Below are 17,162 nucleotides of genomic sequence, written 5' to 3'. Positions count from 1 at the left end.
CGTTCAAATCTGCTCCAGGCAGATTTGTCAGTCACCCCAGTCACTTACTTAAGTAAGCTCTTGGGGAATCACTCGGTTGCCGCCTTCCTGCATCTCGAAATCTATAGGGTATAGCAATATATTTAGACGCTGGGGCGCTTACGGTACAGCCATATTCCCGGCAGCGACAGGCCGATGGACAACGCCCCGACGATAAAGCTGGCCTTAAGGAAATTGGTGATCATTACGCTCATCAATTCTTCGCTGTAGCCAAGGTGCGACAGCTCCACCACGGAAATCATCGCGGTATAGGCCGAAATCCCCGGGAACATGGGAATCACCGCGGCGACGGTAAACACCTTGGGGTGCGCCAACAGCCAGCGCGACCAGCGAATGCCGAGGATGCCGATGGTAATCGCCGCCAGAAACGAGGCCCATTCGATGTTCAAACCGAAATGCATGGCGATAAAGCGCACGCCGTGTCCCAGCGCCCCCAGCGCCGCGCAGTAGCGCAACGCCCTGACGGGCACGTTGAACACCATGGCGAAGCCCAACGCCGGCACCGCCGCCAGCGCCATATCCAGTAACAGCTCCCACAACAGCGTTAAGCCCATCCGCGTAATCCCCACATCGCCAGCGCCATCACCACGCCAATGCAGGTGGACAGCGTCAGCAGGCTGGCTACCGTCCAACGGGCCAGTCCCGTATTGACGTGTCCTTTAAACATATCGGCCACCGCGTTGATCAGCGGAAAACCGGGAACCAGCAGCAGCACGCTGGCCGCCATCGCCACGGTTGAGGTGTGCTGGAAAACGGGCAGCTTCATCAATAGCCCCGAGGCGGACGTCGCCACGAATGCGGTAATACAAAAGTTAATCAGCGGATTAAGGTGGCGGGCGGTGAACAGCTGGCGCACATACATCGCCAGGCCGCTGGCGATCAGCGTCACCACCGAGGCATCCCACCCGCCGCCGTTCAGCCGGCTGAAGCAGGCGCAGGACAGCGCCACGATGGACACCATCAGCCAGCGCGGATAGCGCAGCGGCTTGATATGGGCAAAACGTTTCTCCACCCCGGCCACATCCAGCAATCTATGCTCGGCCATAATCACCGTGTGCTGCACCTCGGTAACCACATGCATATTGATGCCGCGATCGACATTCTTGCGCGTGGACGTCAGGCAATGCCCCCCTTGGATGGTGGTCAGGACGATGGCGTTCGCCGAGATCGAACTCTCGACGCTATCAACGCCCAACGCCACGCCAAGCCTGGCGGGCAACTGCTCCACAACCGTACTTTCCGCGCCGTGCTGCAACAGCAACAGCGCGCACTGAATGCACAGCCGGGTAATCTCCCTTTGCCGTGACGTTTCATCGACCATGTTTTATATCCCGATCCCGACCCACAGAAATAACCCCGAACAAAGCAAGGAGACTTGTTAACATATTACCGGGCAATAGCCAATAATGGTGATGCGAATTAATTGCTCCGGCGCTATTATTCTATCCTGTTTTTATTTCTTATTTCCGCCACCTGGAACCACCTGGACTACATCATGCTGGAAACGTCGCTGTTTGTCGCCACCATTGCCGCGCTGGGCATGCTTTCGCCCGGCCCTGATTTTTTTCTGGTGATCAAAAATGCGGCCCGCTATCCGCGAGCCGCGGCGCTGATGACGTCATTAGGCGTGATCTGCGGCGTAGCGACCCATATGGCGTACTGCGTGGCGGGACTGGCGGTGGTTATCACCACCACCCCATGGCTGTTCAATTTACTGAAATACGCCGGGGCCGCTTATCTGATCTGGGTCGGCGTTCAGGCGCTGCTGTCCCGCGGCGGGAGTAAAATGAATCTCGCGGATTTAACGAAACAGCGGGTCAGCATGAAGAAAGCCTTTTTGCAGGGCTACTTATGCAATCTGCTGAACCCGAAGGCCACGCTGTTCTTTCTGGCGATGTTTACCCAGGTGCTGAGCGTCGACTCCGGCGTCGGCGAGAAACTGTGGTATGCCATGATTATCTGGGTTCTGGCCGCAGTCTGGTGGCCGCTGCTGGTGGTTATTTTTCAGAGCGGGCCGGTACGCCGCGTGCTGGAAAAAGCGCAAAAGCTGGTGGATAAAGTGCTGGGTACGGTGTTGATCGCGCTCGGTATCAAGGTGGCGCTGGGTTAACAGCGGTTTTACGTTTGGCCCGCCGAGCGGGGCAGTTTAACCCCACCCCAACCCTCCCCTTCGCAGGGGAGGGAGCACGCTCCTCCCCCTGACAAGGAAGAGGGAGTAAAAACGCTGGCTCCTCCCCCTGACAAGGGGGAGGCCGGGAGGGGGTCGTTAATGGGCGCGCCGAGCGGGCCTTTTATTCGGCTCAGAGGGTTCCCGTCCCGCCGTCGGAACACCATACCTGACCGGAGGCATAGCTGCTTTCCGCCGAGGCCAGCGTCACATACAGCGGCGCAATCTCCGCCGGCTGACCGGGGCGGCCCAACGGACTATCGCCGCCAAACTCCCTCACTTTTTCCGCCGGCTGGCCGCCGCTCGGCTGTAAAGGCGTCCAATAGGGACCCGGCGCCACCGCGTTGACGCGAATACCCTTCGGCCCCAGTTGCTTAGCCAGCGCTTTGGTGAACGCCACATTACAGGCTTTGGTCTGGGCGTAATCCAACAGGATCGGGCTGGGGATAAACGCCTGCACCGACGAGGTGTTAATGATGACGGAGCCCGCCGGCAAATGCGCCAGCGCGGCTTTCGAAATCCAGAACGGCGCATAGACGTTGGTCTTAAAGGTCGCGTCAAAGGCTTCCGTGGTCAGTTCCTCAATGGACTCGTTGTATTGCTGACGTCCGGCATTGTTAACCAGAATATCCAACCCGCCCAGTTTTTCTACCGCTTCCTTGACCAGGCGCCGGCAGAACTCCTCCGTGCGGATATCGCCGGGGATGGCGACGGCGGTGCGCCCTGCGGCGCGAATCAGCGCAATCACTTCCCGCGCGTCGGATTCTTCTTCCGGCAGATAGTTAATCGCCACGTCCGCCCCTTCCCGGGCGTAAGCGATGGCGACGGCACGCCCGATCCCCGAATCGCCGCCGGTGATCAACGCCTTGCGGCCGGAAAGACGCCCGCTGCCGCGGTAGCTTTTTTCGCCATGATCGGGAACGGGTTTCATTTTGCCGGCCAATCCCGGCGGCGTCTGGGGCTGATCGTCAAAAGGCGGTTTGGGGTACGCCTCGGTCGGATTTTTACCGGTTAATGGGGATGACGCGTCTTTGGTTAAGCTTGGATTCTGCTGGTTAACACTCATACTCACCTCTTATCTTGTTTACCGCATAAAACTTCAAACAATACGCTTAAGGATAGACGATTATCTGGATATTTCCCTAAAAGACGGCAATAAACCGCCAAAAAGGAAGAAATTCAAAGGGGTTACGGCGAGGAAGCAGGAATAAAGCGGGAACGGTGATAAAGCGTAGTTCGGCGGCCTAAAAAAAGCCGGCGTTGGTCGCCAACGCCGGCTTTGCCGGTCGGGAAGGAATCAGCCTTTCACCAGGGCATGCATTTCCTGTACCGAGATCACTCTCTCGGTGGGATCGGCGTTTAACGACATCGCCGTGGCGAACCCGCCGTTCATGGTAGTATCGTAATGTACCTTGTATTGCAGCGCGCTGCGGCGGATCAGCTTGGAATCCTCAATCGCCTGGCGCCCCGCCGTGGTGTTGACGATATAGGCGTACTCGCCGTTTTTAATGCGATCCTGAATGTGCGGGCGCCCTTCATGCACCTTGTTCACCAGACGAGGATTAATCCCCGCTTCACCCAGCTCAATGGCCGTGCCGTGCGTCGCATCCAGCTCAAAGCCGTGCTTAAGCAGTTTCGCCGCCAGATCCACCACCCGGGCCTTGTCGCCTTCACGCACCGACAACAGCGCCCGGCCGGATTTCTTCATCTGCGAGTTGCTGCCCAGCATGGCTTTGGCGAAGGCTTCGGCGAAGGTGCGGCCCACGCCCATCACCTCGCCGGTGGAGCGCATTTCCGGCCCCAGAATCGGGTCGACGCCGGGGAATTTGTTAAACGGCAGCACCACCTCTTTCACCGAGTAATAAGGCGGGATCACTTCTTGCGTCACCCCCTGCTGCGCCAGCGTCTGGCCCACCATCACCCGCGCCGCGACTTTCGCCAGCGGCACGCCGGTCGCCTTGGAAACAAACGGAACGGTACGCGCCGCCCGCGGGTTGACTTCAATCAGATAGACTTCGTTGTTTTTGACGGCGAACTGCACGTTCATCAGGCCGCGAACCCCCAGCTCAAACGCCAGTTTCTCTACCTGCCGGCGCATCACGTCCTGAATTTCCTTGCTCAGCGTATAGGCCGGCAACGAACAGGCCGAGTCGCCGGAGTGAACGCCCGCCTGCTCGATGTGCTCCATAATGCCGCCGATCAGCACCCGCTCGCCGTCACAGATGGCGTCCACGTCCACTTCAATGGCGTCGTCCAGGAAGCGGTCCAGCAGCACCGGCGCATCGTTGGACACCACCACCGCATTCTGGAAGTAGCGACGCAGATCGATTTCGTCGTAGACGATCTCCATCGCCCGGCCGCCGAGCACATAGGAGGGACGCACCACCAGCGGATAGCCGATATAGCGCGCCTTTTCCACCGCCTGCTCAATCGCCGTCACCGTGGCGTTGGCCGGCTGTTTCAGGTTCAGACGGTCTACCGCCTGCTGGAAACGCTCACGGTCTTCGGCGCGGTCGATGGCATCCGGGCTGGTGCCGATAACCGGCACGCCGGCGGCTTCAAGCGCCCGCGCCAGCTTCAACGGCGTCTGGCCGCCGTATTGCACGATAACCCCTTTAGGCTGCTCGATACGCACGATTTCCAGCACGTCCTCCAGCGTCACCGGCTCAAAGTACAGACGGTCGGAGGTGTCGTAGTCGGTCGAGACGGTTTCCGGGTTACAGTTGACCATAATGGTTTCATAACCGTCTTCGCGCAGCGCCAGCGACGCATGAACGCAGCAGTAGTCGAACTCGATGCCCTGACCGATACGGTTCGGCCCGCCGCCCAGCACCATGATTTTGTCGCGGTCCTGATGCGGATTGGCTTCGCACTCCTCCTCATAGGTGGAATACATGTACGCGGTGTCGGTGGCGAACTCCGCCGCGCAGGTATCGACGCGCTTATACACCGGGTGCAGGTCGAACCCGTCGCGCAGCTTGCGTATTTCGCTTTCCGCCACCCCGGCCAGCGCGGCCAGACGCGCATCGGCAAAGCCTTTACGCTTCAGCTGGCGCAGGAAGTCGGCGTCCAGCGCGTTCACGCCTTTTTCCGCCACCTGCTCTTCCAGACGCACCAGCTCTTCAATCTGCACCAGGAACCAGCGGTCGATATTGGTCAGGTTGAATACGCCGTCGACGGACATGCCGGCGCGGAAAGCGTCGGCGATATACCAGATACGCTCGGCCCCCGCATCCTTCAGCTCGCGGCGGATTTGGGTCAACGCCTGCGGATCGTCCAGATCGACTTTCGGGTCGAATCCGTTCGCCCCGACTTCCAGGCCGCGCAGCGCTTTCTGCAACGATTCCTGCTGCGTGCGGCCGATCGCCATCACTTCCCCCACCGATTTCATCTGCGTGGTCAGGCGGTCGTTGGCGCCGGCGAACTTCTCGAAGTTGAAGCGCGGGATCTTGGTAACCACATAGTCGATGGAGGGTTCAAAGGAGGCCGGCGTACGGCCGCCGGTAATGTCGTTCATCAGTTCGTCAAGCGTGTAGCCCACCGCCAGCTTGGCGGCGATTTTCGCAATCGGGAAGCCGGTGGCCTTGGATGCCAGCGCGGAGGAGCGCGACACCCGCGGATTCATCTCAATCACGATCAGGCGGCCGTTTTTCGGGTTGACCGCGAACTGGACGTTCGAACCGCCGGTTTCCACCCCGATCTCGCGCAGCACCGCCATCGAGGCGTTACGCATGATTTGATACTCTTTGTCGGTCAGGGTTTGCGCCGGCGCAACGGTGATGGAGTCGCCGGTATGGATCCCCATGGCGTCGAAGTTTTCAATGGAGCAGACGATGATGCAGTTGTCGTTCTTATCGCGCACCACCTCCATTTCATACTCTTTCCAGCCAATCAGCGATTCGTCGATCAGCAACTCTTTGGTGGGCGACAGATCCAGGCCGCGCTCGCAGATCTCTTCAAACTCTTCGCGGTTATAGGCGATGCCGCCGCCGGAGCCGCCCATGGTAAAGGAGGGACGGATAATGCATGGGAAACCAACCTCGGCCGCCACCGCCAGCGCCTCTTCCATATTGTGCGCGATACCGGAACGGGCGGTATCCAGGCCGATTTTCTTCATCGCCACGTCAAAGCGGCGGCGATCTTCGGCCTTATCAATCGCATCGGCGGTGGCGCCGATCATGGTGACGCCGAATTCGGCCAGCACGCCCTGACTCTCCAGCTCCAGCGCGCAGTTCAGCGCCGTCTGGCCGCCCATGGTCGGCAGCACCGCGTCCGGGCGCTCTTTCTCGATGATTTTGCGTACCACTTCCCAGTGAATCGGCTCGATGTAGGTGGCGTCGGCCATTTCCGGGTCGGTCATAATGGTGGCCGGGTTGGAGTTCACCAGAATGACGCGGTAGCCCTCTTCGCGCAGCGCTTTGCAGGCCTGCGCCCCGGAGTAGTCGAATTCGCACGCCTGGCCGATAACGATCGGACCGGCGCCCAGAATCAGGATGCTTTTAATATCTGTACGTTTTGGCATTTTCTCGCTCCTGATTATTCGGCTGAAGAACGGTAAGTCTTGATCAATTCAATAAAGTGGTCGAAAAACGGCGCCGCATCGTGCGGGCCGGGGCTGGCTTCCGGGTGCCCCTGAAAACTGAACGCCGCCTTGTCGGTGCGGTGAATCCCCTGCACCGTGTGGTCGAACAGCGATTTGTGCGTCACCCGTAGAGTGGCGGGCAGATCGTTTTCATCCACCGCAAAACCGTGGTTCTGAGCGGTGATCATCACGCGATTATTATCCAGATCTTTTACCGGGTGATTGCCGCCGTGGTGGCCAAGCTTCATTTTGACCGTCTTCGCCCCGCTCGCCAGCGCCAGCAACTGGTGGCCGAGGCAGATGCCGAATACCGGAATATCAGTGTCCAGAAAGGCTTTAATCGCCCGAATGGCGTAGTCGCAAGGCTGCGGGTCGCCCGGGCCGTTCGACAGGAAGATGCCGTCCGGATCCAGTTTCAACACCTCCTCCGCCGGGGTCTGCGCCGGCACCACCGTCAGGCGGCAGCCTCTGTCCACCAGCAGGCGCAGAATGTTGCGCTTCACGCCGTAGTCGTAAGCCACTACATGGTAAGGCAGTTCGCTCTGCGCTTTCGCCGCCGGCAGCCCGCCTTCCAGCGTCCAGCTGCCCTGCGTCCAGCCATAGCTTTCCGCCGTGGTGACCTCTTTCGCCAGATCCATGCCCTTCAGCCCCGGAAACGCCCGGGCTTTTTCCAACGCCAGCGCGGCGTCCGGCGCGTCGCCGGCGATAATACAGCCGCTCTGGGCGCCTTTCTCGCGCAGCAGGCGGGTCAGCTTACGGGTATCGATATCGGCGATGGCGACGATGTTATGGCGTTTGAGGTAGTCGGACAGGCTCTCTTCGCTGCGGTAGTTACTGGCAATCAGCGGCAGGTCTCGAATAACCAGCCCCTGGGCCTGTATGGCTGGCGATTCTTCGTCGGCGTCGTTGGCACCGACATTACCGATATGGGGATAAGTGAGAGTCACGATTTGGCGGGAATAGGATGGATCGGTAAGGATTTCTTGATATCCGGTCATCGACGTATTGAAGACCACTTCTCCCACTGCCGAGCCTTCCGCCCCGATGGCCCGGCCATGGAATTGGGTTCCGTCTTCCAGAACCAATAGCGCTGACTTAATCAAAACACCCTCCAAGGAATAAAAAATCATGTTATTTGCATATTAATTCAGATTAATCGATCTAAATCAACGCAAAAACCACCTGCGAGGTAAATTTTTGGCAAATTGGGCGCATTTTAATGATGGCCGGCTAAATTGTCCACTTCAACCGCACTTTTTCCCTTATTTATATAGCTTATGGCATAAATGCCGGCCCACCGCCGTAAAAACACAGGTTAACTAAGGAAAGTAAACGATTGCCACCCCAGATGGTTAAAATAAAGGTAAAAATCACTCAACAGGCTCCGTTTTGCTGCTTCAGAATAAAAAAACGGGCCTGAAAAACAACAAAATCGAGATAAATAACAAAATCAACCAATAAGACAAAATAAAACCGCAAAAATAAAAGCAACGACATAAAATCGCCACTTTTATCATTGGGTTATATTTATTTTATTTACACTTATCTTTTACAAATCATCCAAACCAAGCACGTCGCGCATATCGAAAAGCCCCTCTTTTCTGGATTTCACCCAGATTGCCGCCCTTACCGCGCCATTGGCAAAGGTCATACGGCTGGAAGCCTTGTGGGTAATCTCCACGCGCTCGCCGATATCGGCAAACATCGCCGTGTGCTCGCCGACGATATCGCCCGCCCGCACGGTGGCAAAACCAATGCTTTGCGGATCGCGCTCGCCGGTATAGCCTTCGCGGGCATAAACGGCGCAGGTTTTCAGATCGCGCCCCAGCGCACCGGCAATCGCCTCGCCCATCGCCAGCGCCGTTCCTGAAGGCGCATCCACTTTATGGCGGTGGTGGGCCTCAATAATTTCGATATCGCTATAATCGCCCATCACCTTGGCGGCTTTTTCCAGCAGCTTGAGCATCACATTCACGCCCACGCTGAAGTTAGCGGCGAAAACAATGCCTATCTCCCGCGCGGCGTCGCGAATAGCCGCTTTTCCCTGCTCATCAAAGCCGGTGGTGCCGATAATCATGCCCTTATGGTGCTGACGACAAAACGCCAGATAGGCCAGCGTGCCTTCAGGACGGGTAAAATCGATTAAGATATCGAAGTCGTCACGCACGGCTTCCAGGCTGTCGCTCACCGCCACGCCGGTTTTGCCCAGCCCGGCCAGTTCGCCGGCGTCAACCCCTACCAGCGACGATCCCGGACGCTCCAGCGCGGCGCCCAATATCGCGCCCTCCGCCTGCTCAACGGCCGCAATAAGCTGACGCCCCATACGACCGCCGGCACCGGCAACGGCGATACGGATGATTGATGAATCCTGCATAATGTCTCTCTCTTTGCTGATTTCTTCATGAAATAACGCTAGGTTAACGGGCGTGAAGCCCTATCGCCAGCGGATTTAATAGGCGGATAAGAAAATTGTGCGCGCAGAGAGGTTAACGCGTAAAGCCTGTCCGCAGCCAGCGCTTACGCCGCCACATTAAGCGCGACAGCGCATAAATATGCATTTTATCCGATAATTAACCGGCGGTCGGGTTTATTCGGGGAGAATGGAGGAAGAGGCGGCGAAGCGAAAACGCGCTCCCGCCGCCATCAATGTTAATCGATTAGCTTGACTTCAACGCGCAGCTCTTTGGGCACTTCAAAGACGATATTCTCTTCGCGCCCCTGCATTTCCACGGCAATCTCTCCGCCCAGGGCCTGCAAGCGCTCGATGACCTGCTGCACCAGGATATCCGGCGCCGACGCCCCGGCGGTCACCCCGACGCGGGTAATGCCGCTCAGCCAGCTTTCCTGAATGTCCGCGGCGGCATCAATCAGATAAGCCGCTTTTCCCGCGCGCTGCGCCAGTTCGGCCAGACGATTGGAATTGGAGGAGTTCCTGGAGCCGACCACCAGCACCACGTCGGCTTCAGTCGCCAGATTGCGCACCGCCTCCTGACGATTGGTGGTGGCGTAGCAAATATCATCTTTGCGCGGGCCGATAATGCGCGGAAAGCGTTCGCGCAGCGCATCGATCACCGCGGAGGTATCATCAACCGACAGCGTGGTTTGCGTCATAAAGCAGAGGTTGTTTTCGTCCTTCACCTGCAAGCGCCAGACATCCTCGGGCGACTCCACCAGATACATGCCGCCGCGCGCGTTACTGTACTGCCCCATGGTGCCTTCGACCTCCGGGTGGCCGGCGTGGCCGATCAGGATCGCCTCCACGCCTTTGCGGCTGGCCCTCGCCACTTCCATATGCACCTTGGTCACCAGCGGACAGGTGGCGTCAAAGACGGTCAGATCGCGATTTTTGGCCTCGGCGCGCACCGCTTGCGAAACGCCGTGCGCCGAGAAAATCAGGATCGAGCCGTCCGGCACATCCCCGATCTGTTCGATAAATATCGCGCCGCGCTCACGCAGCCCGTTAACCACATAGCGGTTATGCACCACTTCATGACGCACGTAGATTGGGGTGCCGTAGATCTCCAGCGCCCGTTCGACGATACTGATGGCGCGATCAACCCCGGCGCAAAAGCCACGGGGATTAGCCAGCAAGATTTGCATGGGGAACCTCCTGCCGAGAGGGGTCGATATCCACGACTTCCATATCAAAGGTAACCGAGCGGCCGGCCAGCGGATGGTTGAAATCCACGGTGACGGACTCTTCCGTCACCTCACGGATGATCCCCGGCATATCGTTGCCGCCCATGCCGCTGAACAGCATGATGGTCCCCACGTCCGGCATGCCGGTCTCGGCAAAGTCGCGACGCAGGAAAAACTGGATCAGGTCGGGGTTTGCGGCGCCGAAAGCGGACTCCGGCGCCAGCGTGAACTTGCGTTTCTCACCCCGCCTTAATCCCAGCAGATGCCGTTCCAGTTCGGCGGACAGGCTGCCGTCGCCCAAGCGGAACAGCGCGGGTTTGCCGCTTTCGCGGGTAGACTCCGCCGCGGAACCATCCTCCAGCGTCAGGATAAAATGCACCAGCACAGCGCTGTTGCTCTGTACAGTCTCAGACATCAGTGACCCTTTTGCTTGACCGCGTCATCATGGGTGTTGAAAAAGCCTTCCAGCACAATCAGCGCGGCGCCGATACAGATAGCGCTGTCCGCCAGATTGAAGGTGGCGAAATGCCAGCTACCGACATAGAAGTCGATAAAGTCCACGACAAAACCATGCCACATCCGGTCAAACAGGTTGCCCAACGCGCCGCCGATAATCAGCGCATAGGCGATATTATTCAGCTTCTGCCGCGCGCTGCCGCGATACATCATCACCAGCAGGGCGATAACGATGGCGATGGCGATACCGGCAAAAAACCAGCGCTGCCAGCCGCCCTTGTCCGCCAGAAAACTGAACGCCGCGCCATAATTGCGCGCATAGTGCAGGTTTAGATAGGGAACCAGCGGCTGCGTATCCCCCAGCGCAAAGTGGGCTAAAATCCACTGCTTGCTGCCGAGGTCGACAACCAGAACCGCCAGCGCCAGCCACAGCCAGCGCAATCCACTCGAACAGATCGATTTATTCATCAGACAAATTTACGCTCTTCGCCTTTGCCGCCGACGTTGGTCGCGCAGCGACCGCAAATGTCGGGATGATCGGGGTTGCTGCCGATATCCGACTCATAATGCCAGCAGCGCGGACACTTATGCCCTTCCGCCTTGCTTAAGGCAATTTTCAATCCGGGTAGTTCCGTAGCCTGCGCGTCAACCGACGCGTTTTCATACCCCTCGACCCGGGCTTTCGAGGTCAGCAGGGCGAAATGCAGCTCCTGATGCAGCCGATTAAGCTTACCGGCCAGGTCGGAGTCGGCGTACAGCGTGACGGAGGCTTCCAGCGAACCGCCGATACGCTTGTCGTTACGCGCCTGCTCGATCGCCTTATTCACTTCACTGCGTACCTGCAGAATATCCGCCCAAAAGGCGTCATTCATGGTTTCCGCCGTATCCAGACCAAACAGGCCGTCATACCACTCTTCGGTAAACACGTATTGCGCGCGCTCGCCCGGCAGATACGCCCAGATTTCATCCGCGGTAAAGGAGAGGATGGGCGCCATCCAGCGCACCAGCGCTTCCGCAATATGATACAGCGCCGTCTGGCAGCTGCGGCGGGCCACGCTGTCGCCTTTCGCCGTATACTGGCGATCCTTGATGATATCCAGATAGAACGACCCCATCTCGATAGAGCAGAACTGCATCAGACGCTGAACCACGCGGTGGAAATCATAGCTGTCGTAGGCTTCGGTAATCTCTTCCTGCGCGGCTTTGGCGCGGCCGACCGCCCAGCGATCCAGCACCACCATCTCTTCCGGCTTCACCATATCGGTCCGCGGATCAAAACCGTTCAGGTTGGCCAGCAGGAAACGCGCGGTGTTGCGAATACGGCGGTAGGCGTCCGCGGAGCGCTTCAGGATCTCATCAGACACCGCGATTTCGCCGGAGTAGTCGGTTGAGCCGATCCACAGCCGCAGAATATCGCCCCCCAGCTTGTTCATCACGTCCTGCGGGCTGACGGTGTTGCCGATGGATTTGGACATCTTGCGGCCCTGACCGTCAACGGTGAAGCCGTGGGTCAATACCTGACGGTACGGCGCCTTGCCCTTGATCGCCGTCGAAATCATCAGCGACGACATAAACCAGCCGCGGTGCTGGTCGGAACCTTCCAGATACATATCCGCCGCGTGGCCGCCGAACTCGGGGCGCACGTCCACCACCGAGCGGCTGGTCGATCCCGAGTCGAACCAGACGTCCAGCGTATCCGGAACTTTCACATAGTCCGCCGCGTCGGCGCCGAGCAGTTCGGCCGGGTCGAGATCCCACCATGCCTGAATGCCGTCCTGCTCCACGCGTTTGGCAACCGCCTCGATCAGCTCGCCGGTGCGCGGATGCAGTTCTTCCGTCTCTTTATGGACGAAGAGCGACATCGGCACCCCCCAGGTGCGCTGGCGGGAAATACACCAGTCGGGACGGTTGGCGACCATCGATTCGATACGCGCCTGGCCCCAGTCCGGGATCCACTGTACGCCTTTGATTTCGGCCAGCGACTGCTTACGCAGCCCTTGTTGATCCATGCTGATAAACCACTGCGGGGTGGCGCGGAAAATGATCGGCGTTTTATGGCGCCAGCAGCACGGATAGCTGTGCAGCAGTTTTTCCACGTGCAGCAGCGCGCCGCGCTGACGCAGGATCTCGACCACGGTGTCATTGGCCTTAAAGACAAACTTGCCGTCCAGTTCCGGATAGGTGCCGCTCAGGTAGCAGCCGTTCGGACCCACCGGATTGGCGACCTCCAGCCCGTATTGCTGACCGATGACATAGTCGTCCGGACCGTGGCCCGGCGCGGTATGCACCGCGCCGGTACCCGCGTCCAGCGTCACGTGGTCGCCCAGGATCGCCGGCACGTCGAACGCCAGGAACGGATGCTGGAAACGCAGCAGTTCGAGATCGCGGCCGCTGCATTCGCCCAGCACGGTCCAGTGGCTGACGCCGATGCGTTTCATCACGCTTTCCACCAGATCCGCCGCCAGAATCAACGCCCGCCCTTCCACCTGCACCAGTTGATAGGTGAATTCAGGGTTGAGGGAGATGGCGCGGTTAGCCGGCAGCGTCCACGGGGTGGTGGTCCAGATAACCAGAGCAAGCGGCCCGTCTACCCGGCTGACGCCGAATTTGGCGCTAACCGCCGCGGCATCGACGGCGTTAAACGCCACGTCGATGGAAGGCGAGGTTTTGTCGTAGTATTCCACTTCAGCTTCCGCCAGGGCGGAACCGCAGTCGGCGCACCAGTGAACCGGCTTGGCTCCTTTATGCAGGTGGCCGTTGGCGATAATTTGGCCCAGCGCGCGAATGATGTTGGCTTCGGTGGCGAAGTCCATCGTCAGGTAGGGATGATCCCAGTCGCCCAGCACGCCAAGACGGATAAAGTCTTTCTTTTGACCGGCAACCTGCTCGGCCGCGTATTTGCGGCACTCGGCGCGGAATTGCGCGGCGCTGACCTTCTCGCCCGGCTTGCCGATAAGCTGTTCAACCTTCAGCTCAATCGGCAGGCCGTGGCAGTCCCAGCCCGGGATATACGGCGAGTCATAGCCGGCCAGGGTTTTCGACTTGACGATAATGTCTTTCAGAATTTTATTGACTGAGTGACCGATATGAATGTTGCCATTCGCATACGGCGGGCCATCGTGCAGAATAAAGGTTTTTTTACCCTTTTTAGCACGGCGAATAATCCCGTACAGATCCTGTTCATACCAACGTTTCAGCATGTCAGGTTCACGCTTGGCCAAATCGCCACGCATCGGGAACCCTGTTTCCGGCAAATTCAGGGTAGTCTTATAGTCACTCATTAGATTCTCGATTTCGTTTTCGGCTAGAAAAATTAAACCGGTGTCTTTAACCCGAAAAACGCCCGGGCCGTCACCACATCATCAGCGATTTGCCGCTTGAGCGCCTCAAGCGAAGCAAAACGCCGTTCATTACGTATCTTTTTGCGTAGCGCCACTTCTATATGGCGGCCATAGAGATCCATCGTCACATCCAGCAAATGCACTTCAAGCTGCTGGCGCTTGTCTCCGGTTACCGTCGGGCGCGTACCGATATTGGCCACGCCCGGCAACGGCTTATCCCCCAGGCCATAGACACTGACGGCATAAACCCCGCCGACCGGCGATACCTGGCGTTTTAACGGCAGATTAGCGGTGGGGAAACCGATGGTGCGCCCCAGCTCGTTACCATGAACCACGCGCCCGGAAATGCTGTAGGGATGGCCCAACAGGCTTTCCGCCAGCGCTAAATCGTCATTGTAGAGCGCTTCGCGCACCGCGGTGCTGCTCACGCGCTTGCCGTCGTTGCAGAATGACGCGGTGCTGATAACGTCAAAACCCGCCTCCCGGCCCGCTTTCTGTAATAACAGGAAATCGCCTTCGCGACCAGCCCCGAAGCGGAAGTCATCCCCCACCACCAAAAACCTGACGCCCAGCTTTTCCACCAGCAGGGTGGAAACAAAAGTTTGAGCATGGTTGGCGGCAAAGTGGGCGTCAAACCGCACGCACAGCAGGTAGTCCACGCCGGCTTTCCGCAGATAATTCACTTTATCACGCAGACGGGTCAGCCGCGCCGGCGCCTTCTCGGCGGAAAACAGCTCCAACGGCTGAGGTTCGAAAATCATCACCATTACCGGAAGGCCGCGCGCGCGGCCTTCCTGCTTCAAACGCTCAAGCAGCATCTGATGTCCGCGATGCACGCCGTCAAAATTACCAATAGTGAGCACACAGCCATAATGGTGTGCCCGAAGATTGTGTATACCGCGAATTAGCTGCATGGCTGGCTCAGAACAAATGGGTTAAATTGGAAACCGGCGGATTATACCTTGTACAGCGAGTAAGGTTAACCCGCGATTCGCGCCTTTTACCGCCGGCCTTGCGGATACTGCCGCTATTTTGGCGGTTTTTCGACGGATCGTCGGCGAATAGCGGCGACAAGCGCACTATTCCGACGGGGTTTTAGCCGTGATTAATTGTTTTATCGCGCTTTAATCGCCCTAAGGTGAATTTATCATGCGAAAAGCTGTATTCCACCGCGTGAAGCTGTTAAAATCCTGCGCCATCACAACGTAACAAGCGTCGACGTACAAACGGCGCTTATTTGCACAAATCCATTGACAAACGAAGGCTAAAAGGGCATATTCCTCGGCCTTTGAATTGTCCTCAATAGAATATATTTGGGAGTTGGACCTTGGCTAATATCAAATCAGCTAAGAAACGCGCCGTACAATCTGAGAAGCGCCGCAAGCATAATGCAAGCCGTCGCTCGATGATGCGTACTTTCATCAAGAAAGTATACGCGGCGATCGCGACCGGCGATAAAGAAGCGGCACAGAATGCGTTTAATGATATGCAACCGATCGTGGATCGTCAGGCAAGCAAAGGCCTGATCCACAAAAACAAAGCTGCACGTCATAAATCCAATCTGGTTGCGCGCATCAACGCCATGCAATAATCGCTTTTCGCGTATTATTGTGGTTAAAAAAACCGGCTCAGGCCGGTTTTTTTACGCCTGCCGTCAGAGCAAAAAAACCGGTCGCTGATTCGCGACCGGTTTTTCCGTCTTATCCCACTGGCAATAAAAACGCGTCAGCGCGTCAGATCGTCAAAAAACTTCTTCACGCCGTCGAAGAAACTTTTGGAACGCGGGCTGTTTCTGTCGCCCGACGGACCGCCGAAACTTTCCGCCAGCTCCTGCAATAGCTCTCTTTGCCGCTCGTTCAGGCTGACCGGGGTTTCCACCACCACCCGGCACAGCAGATCGCCCTGGGCGCCGCCCCGTACCGACTTCACGCCCTTGCCGCGCATGCGGAACAGTTTGCCGGTTTGCGTTTCGGCGGGGACTTTCAGCTTCACCCGGCCATCCAGCGTCGGCACTTCAATTTCTCCGCCCAGCGCCGCCATGGCGAAGTTGATCGGCACCTCACAGTACAGGTTGTTTTCCTCGCGCTGGAAAATCGGATGCGCTTTCACCTGAACCTGCACATACAAATCACCCGCCGGCGCGCCGTGCTCCCCCGCTTCCCCTTCGCCGGACAAACGGATGCGATCGCCGGTATCCACCCCGGCCGGGATTTTCACCGACAGCGTTTTGCTCTTTTCCACCCGGCCGTGACCGTGGCATTTAACGCAGGGATCTTTAATTATCTTACCGCGGCCGTGGCAGTGCGGACAGGCCTGCTGCACGGTAAAGAAGCCCTGGCGCATTTGCACCTGGCCGTTGCCGTGACAGGTGGGACAGGTGACGGGCGAACTGCCCGGTTTCGCCCCGCTGCCATGGCAAACATCACACTCTTCCAGCGTGGGAATACGGATCTCTTTGGTGACGCCGCGGACGGCCTCTTCCAGCGACAGCTCCATGTTGTAGCGTAAATCGGCGCCGCGGCTCGCGCGCTGACGGCGACCGCCGCCAAAAATATCGCCGAAAACGTCGCCAAAGATATCACCGAAATCGGCGCCGCCGCCGCTAAAGCCCCCGCCGCCGCCCATGCCGCCTTGTTCAAACGCGGCATGACCGTACTGATCGTAAGCAGCCCGTTTCTGTGAGTCGGTGAGGATCTCGTAGGCTTCCTTGATCTCTTTAAATCGCGCCTCGGCTTCTTTCTCACCGGAATTACGATCCGGGTGATACTTCATCGCCAGACGTTTATAAGCCTTCTTGATTTCACGCTCGTCCGCATCTTTAGCAACGCCTAAAATCTCGTAATAGTCTTGCTTCGCCATTCTTTTTTTCCTGCCCTCAACATACGTGCACGGGCGCAGAGTTTCCTCGACGCCCGTGCTGGTTGCCAGCAACAGTATC

General features: G+C 58.1%; 14 protein-coding genes. 2 read left to right on the top strand and 12 right to left on the bottom strand.

Translation table 11 applies throughout. From position 1 onward, the window contains the following. Positions 1-122 precede the first annotated feature (122 nt). Positions 123-593 carry a threonine/serine exporter gene (locus EH206_RS03285; RefSeq protein WP_009111394.1) on the bottom strand — a complete coding sequence of 157 codons (471 nt, stop codon included), beginning with the start codon at positions 591-593 and terminating at the stop codon, positions 123-125. After that, positions 584-1,360, bottom strand: a complete 777-nt coding sequence (locus tag EH206_RS03280) for a threonine/serine exporter family protein (RefSeq protein ID WP_009111393.1) — start codon at positions 1,358-1,360, stop codon at positions 584-586. The genes EH206_RS03285 and EH206_RS03280 overlap by 10 nt, the downstream gene beginning before the upstream one ends. A 174-nt stretch (positions 1,361-1,534) precedes the next feature. On the opposite strand from EH206_RS03280, the gene EH206_RS03275 reads away from it, so the two are divergent. Next, the gene (locus EH206_RS03275; protein WP_009111392.1) at positions 1,535-2,149 is read left to right on the top strand and encodes a LysE family transporter; all 615 of its coding nucleotides are present in this window, start codon (positions 1,535-1,537) and stop codon (positions 2,147-2,149) included. Positions 2,150-2,339: 190 nt separating this feature from the next. On the opposite strand, the gene EH206_RS03270 is transcribed toward EH206_RS03275, so the two are convergent. The 9 genes from EH206_RS03270 to ribF form a co-directional block, all read right to left on the bottom strand. Next, the gene (locus EH206_RS03270; protein WP_009111391.1) at positions 2,340-3,272 is read right to left on the bottom strand and encodes an SDR family oxidoreductase; all 933 of its coding nucleotides are present in this window, start codon (positions 3,270-3,272) and stop codon (positions 2,340-2,342) included. Between the two features lie 231 nt (positions 3,273-3,503). Next, positions 3,504-6,728: a carbamoyl-phosphate synthase large subunit gene (carB, locus tag EH206_RS03265; RefSeq protein WP_009111390.1), complete on the bottom strand. Its 3,225-nt coding sequence runs from the start codon at positions 6,726-6,728 to the stop codon at positions 3,504-3,506. A 14-nt stretch (positions 6,729-6,742) separates the two neighbouring features. Further along, complete coding sequence (gene carA, locus EH206_RS03260) at positions 6,743-7,891, bottom strand: glutamine-hydrolyzing carbamoyl-phosphate synthase small subunit (RefSeq protein WP_009111389.1); 1,149 nt, start codon at positions 7,889-7,891, stop codon at positions 6,743-6,745. A gap of 446 nt (positions 7,892-8,337) precedes the next feature. Then, on the bottom strand, positions 8,338-9,162 hold the full coding sequence (gene dapB, locus EH206_RS03255; protein WP_009111388.1) for a 4-hydroxy-tetrahydrodipicolinate reductase: 825 nt from the start codon (positions 9,160-9,162) through the stop codon (positions 8,338-8,340). 275 nt (positions 9,163-9,437) lie between these two features. Next, entirely contained in the window at positions 9,438-10,388 is a 951-nt protein-coding gene (ispH, locus tag EH206_RS03250; protein ID WP_009111387.1) for a 4-hydroxy-3-methylbut-2-enyl diphosphate reductase, read from the bottom strand. Next, a complete protein-coding gene (gene fkpB, locus EH206_RS03245; protein ID WP_009111386.1) occupies positions 10,369-10,842 on the bottom strand; it encodes an FKBP-type peptidyl-prolyl cis-trans isomerase in 474 nt (157 codons plus the stop codon). The genes ispH and fkpB overlap by 20 nt, the downstream gene beginning before the upstream one ends. After that, complete coding sequence (gene lspA / locus EH206_RS03240) at positions 10,842-11,351, bottom strand: signal peptidase II (protein WP_009111385.1); 510 nt, start codon at positions 11,349-11,351, stop codon at positions 10,842-10,844. Before lspA ends, fkpB begins: the two co-directional genes overlap by 1 nt. Beyond that, complete coding sequence (gene ileS / locus EH206_RS03235) at positions 11,351-14,164, bottom strand: isoleucine--tRNA ligase (RefSeq protein ID WP_009111384.1); 2,814 nt, start codon at positions 14,162-14,164, stop codon at positions 11,351-11,353. Before ileS ends, lspA begins: the two co-directional genes overlap by 1 nt. 32 nt (positions 14,165-14,196) lie before the next feature. Next, entirely contained in the window at positions 14,197-15,138 is a 942-nt protein-coding gene (gene ribF, locus EH206_RS03230; protein ID WP_009111383.1) for a bifunctional riboflavin kinase/FAD synthetase, read from the bottom strand. A 413-nt stretch (positions 15,139-15,551) separates the two neighbouring features. Between ribF and rpsT the strand changes: the two genes are divergently transcribed. Continuing rightward, positions 15,552-15,815 (top strand): 30S ribosomal protein S20, encoded by a 264-nt coding sequence (gene rpsT, locus EH206_RS03225; RefSeq protein ID WP_009111382.1) that lies wholly within the window; start codon positions 15,552-15,554, stop codon positions 15,813-15,815. 134 nt (positions 15,816-15,949) lie between these two features. Here the strand turns inward: rpsT and dnaJ are convergent, their stop codons facing one another. Beyond that, complete coding sequence (gene dnaJ, locus EH206_RS03220; protein ID WP_009111381.1) at positions 15,950-17,083, bottom strand: molecular chaperone DnaJ; 1,134 nt, start codon at positions 17,081-17,083, stop codon at positions 15,950-15,952. Between the last annotated feature and the right edge of the window lie 79 nt (positions 17,084-17,162).

It is taken from the genome of Brenneria nigrifluens DSM 30175 = ATCC 13028, from assembly GCF_005484965.1.
Lineage (GTDB): Bacteria > Pseudomonadota > Gammaproteobacteria > Enterobacterales > Enterobacteriaceae > Brenneria > Brenneria nigrifluens.
The sequence above is the reverse complement of the archived record's forward strand: the minus strand, read 5'-3'. Positions and strand labels throughout refer to the sequence as shown.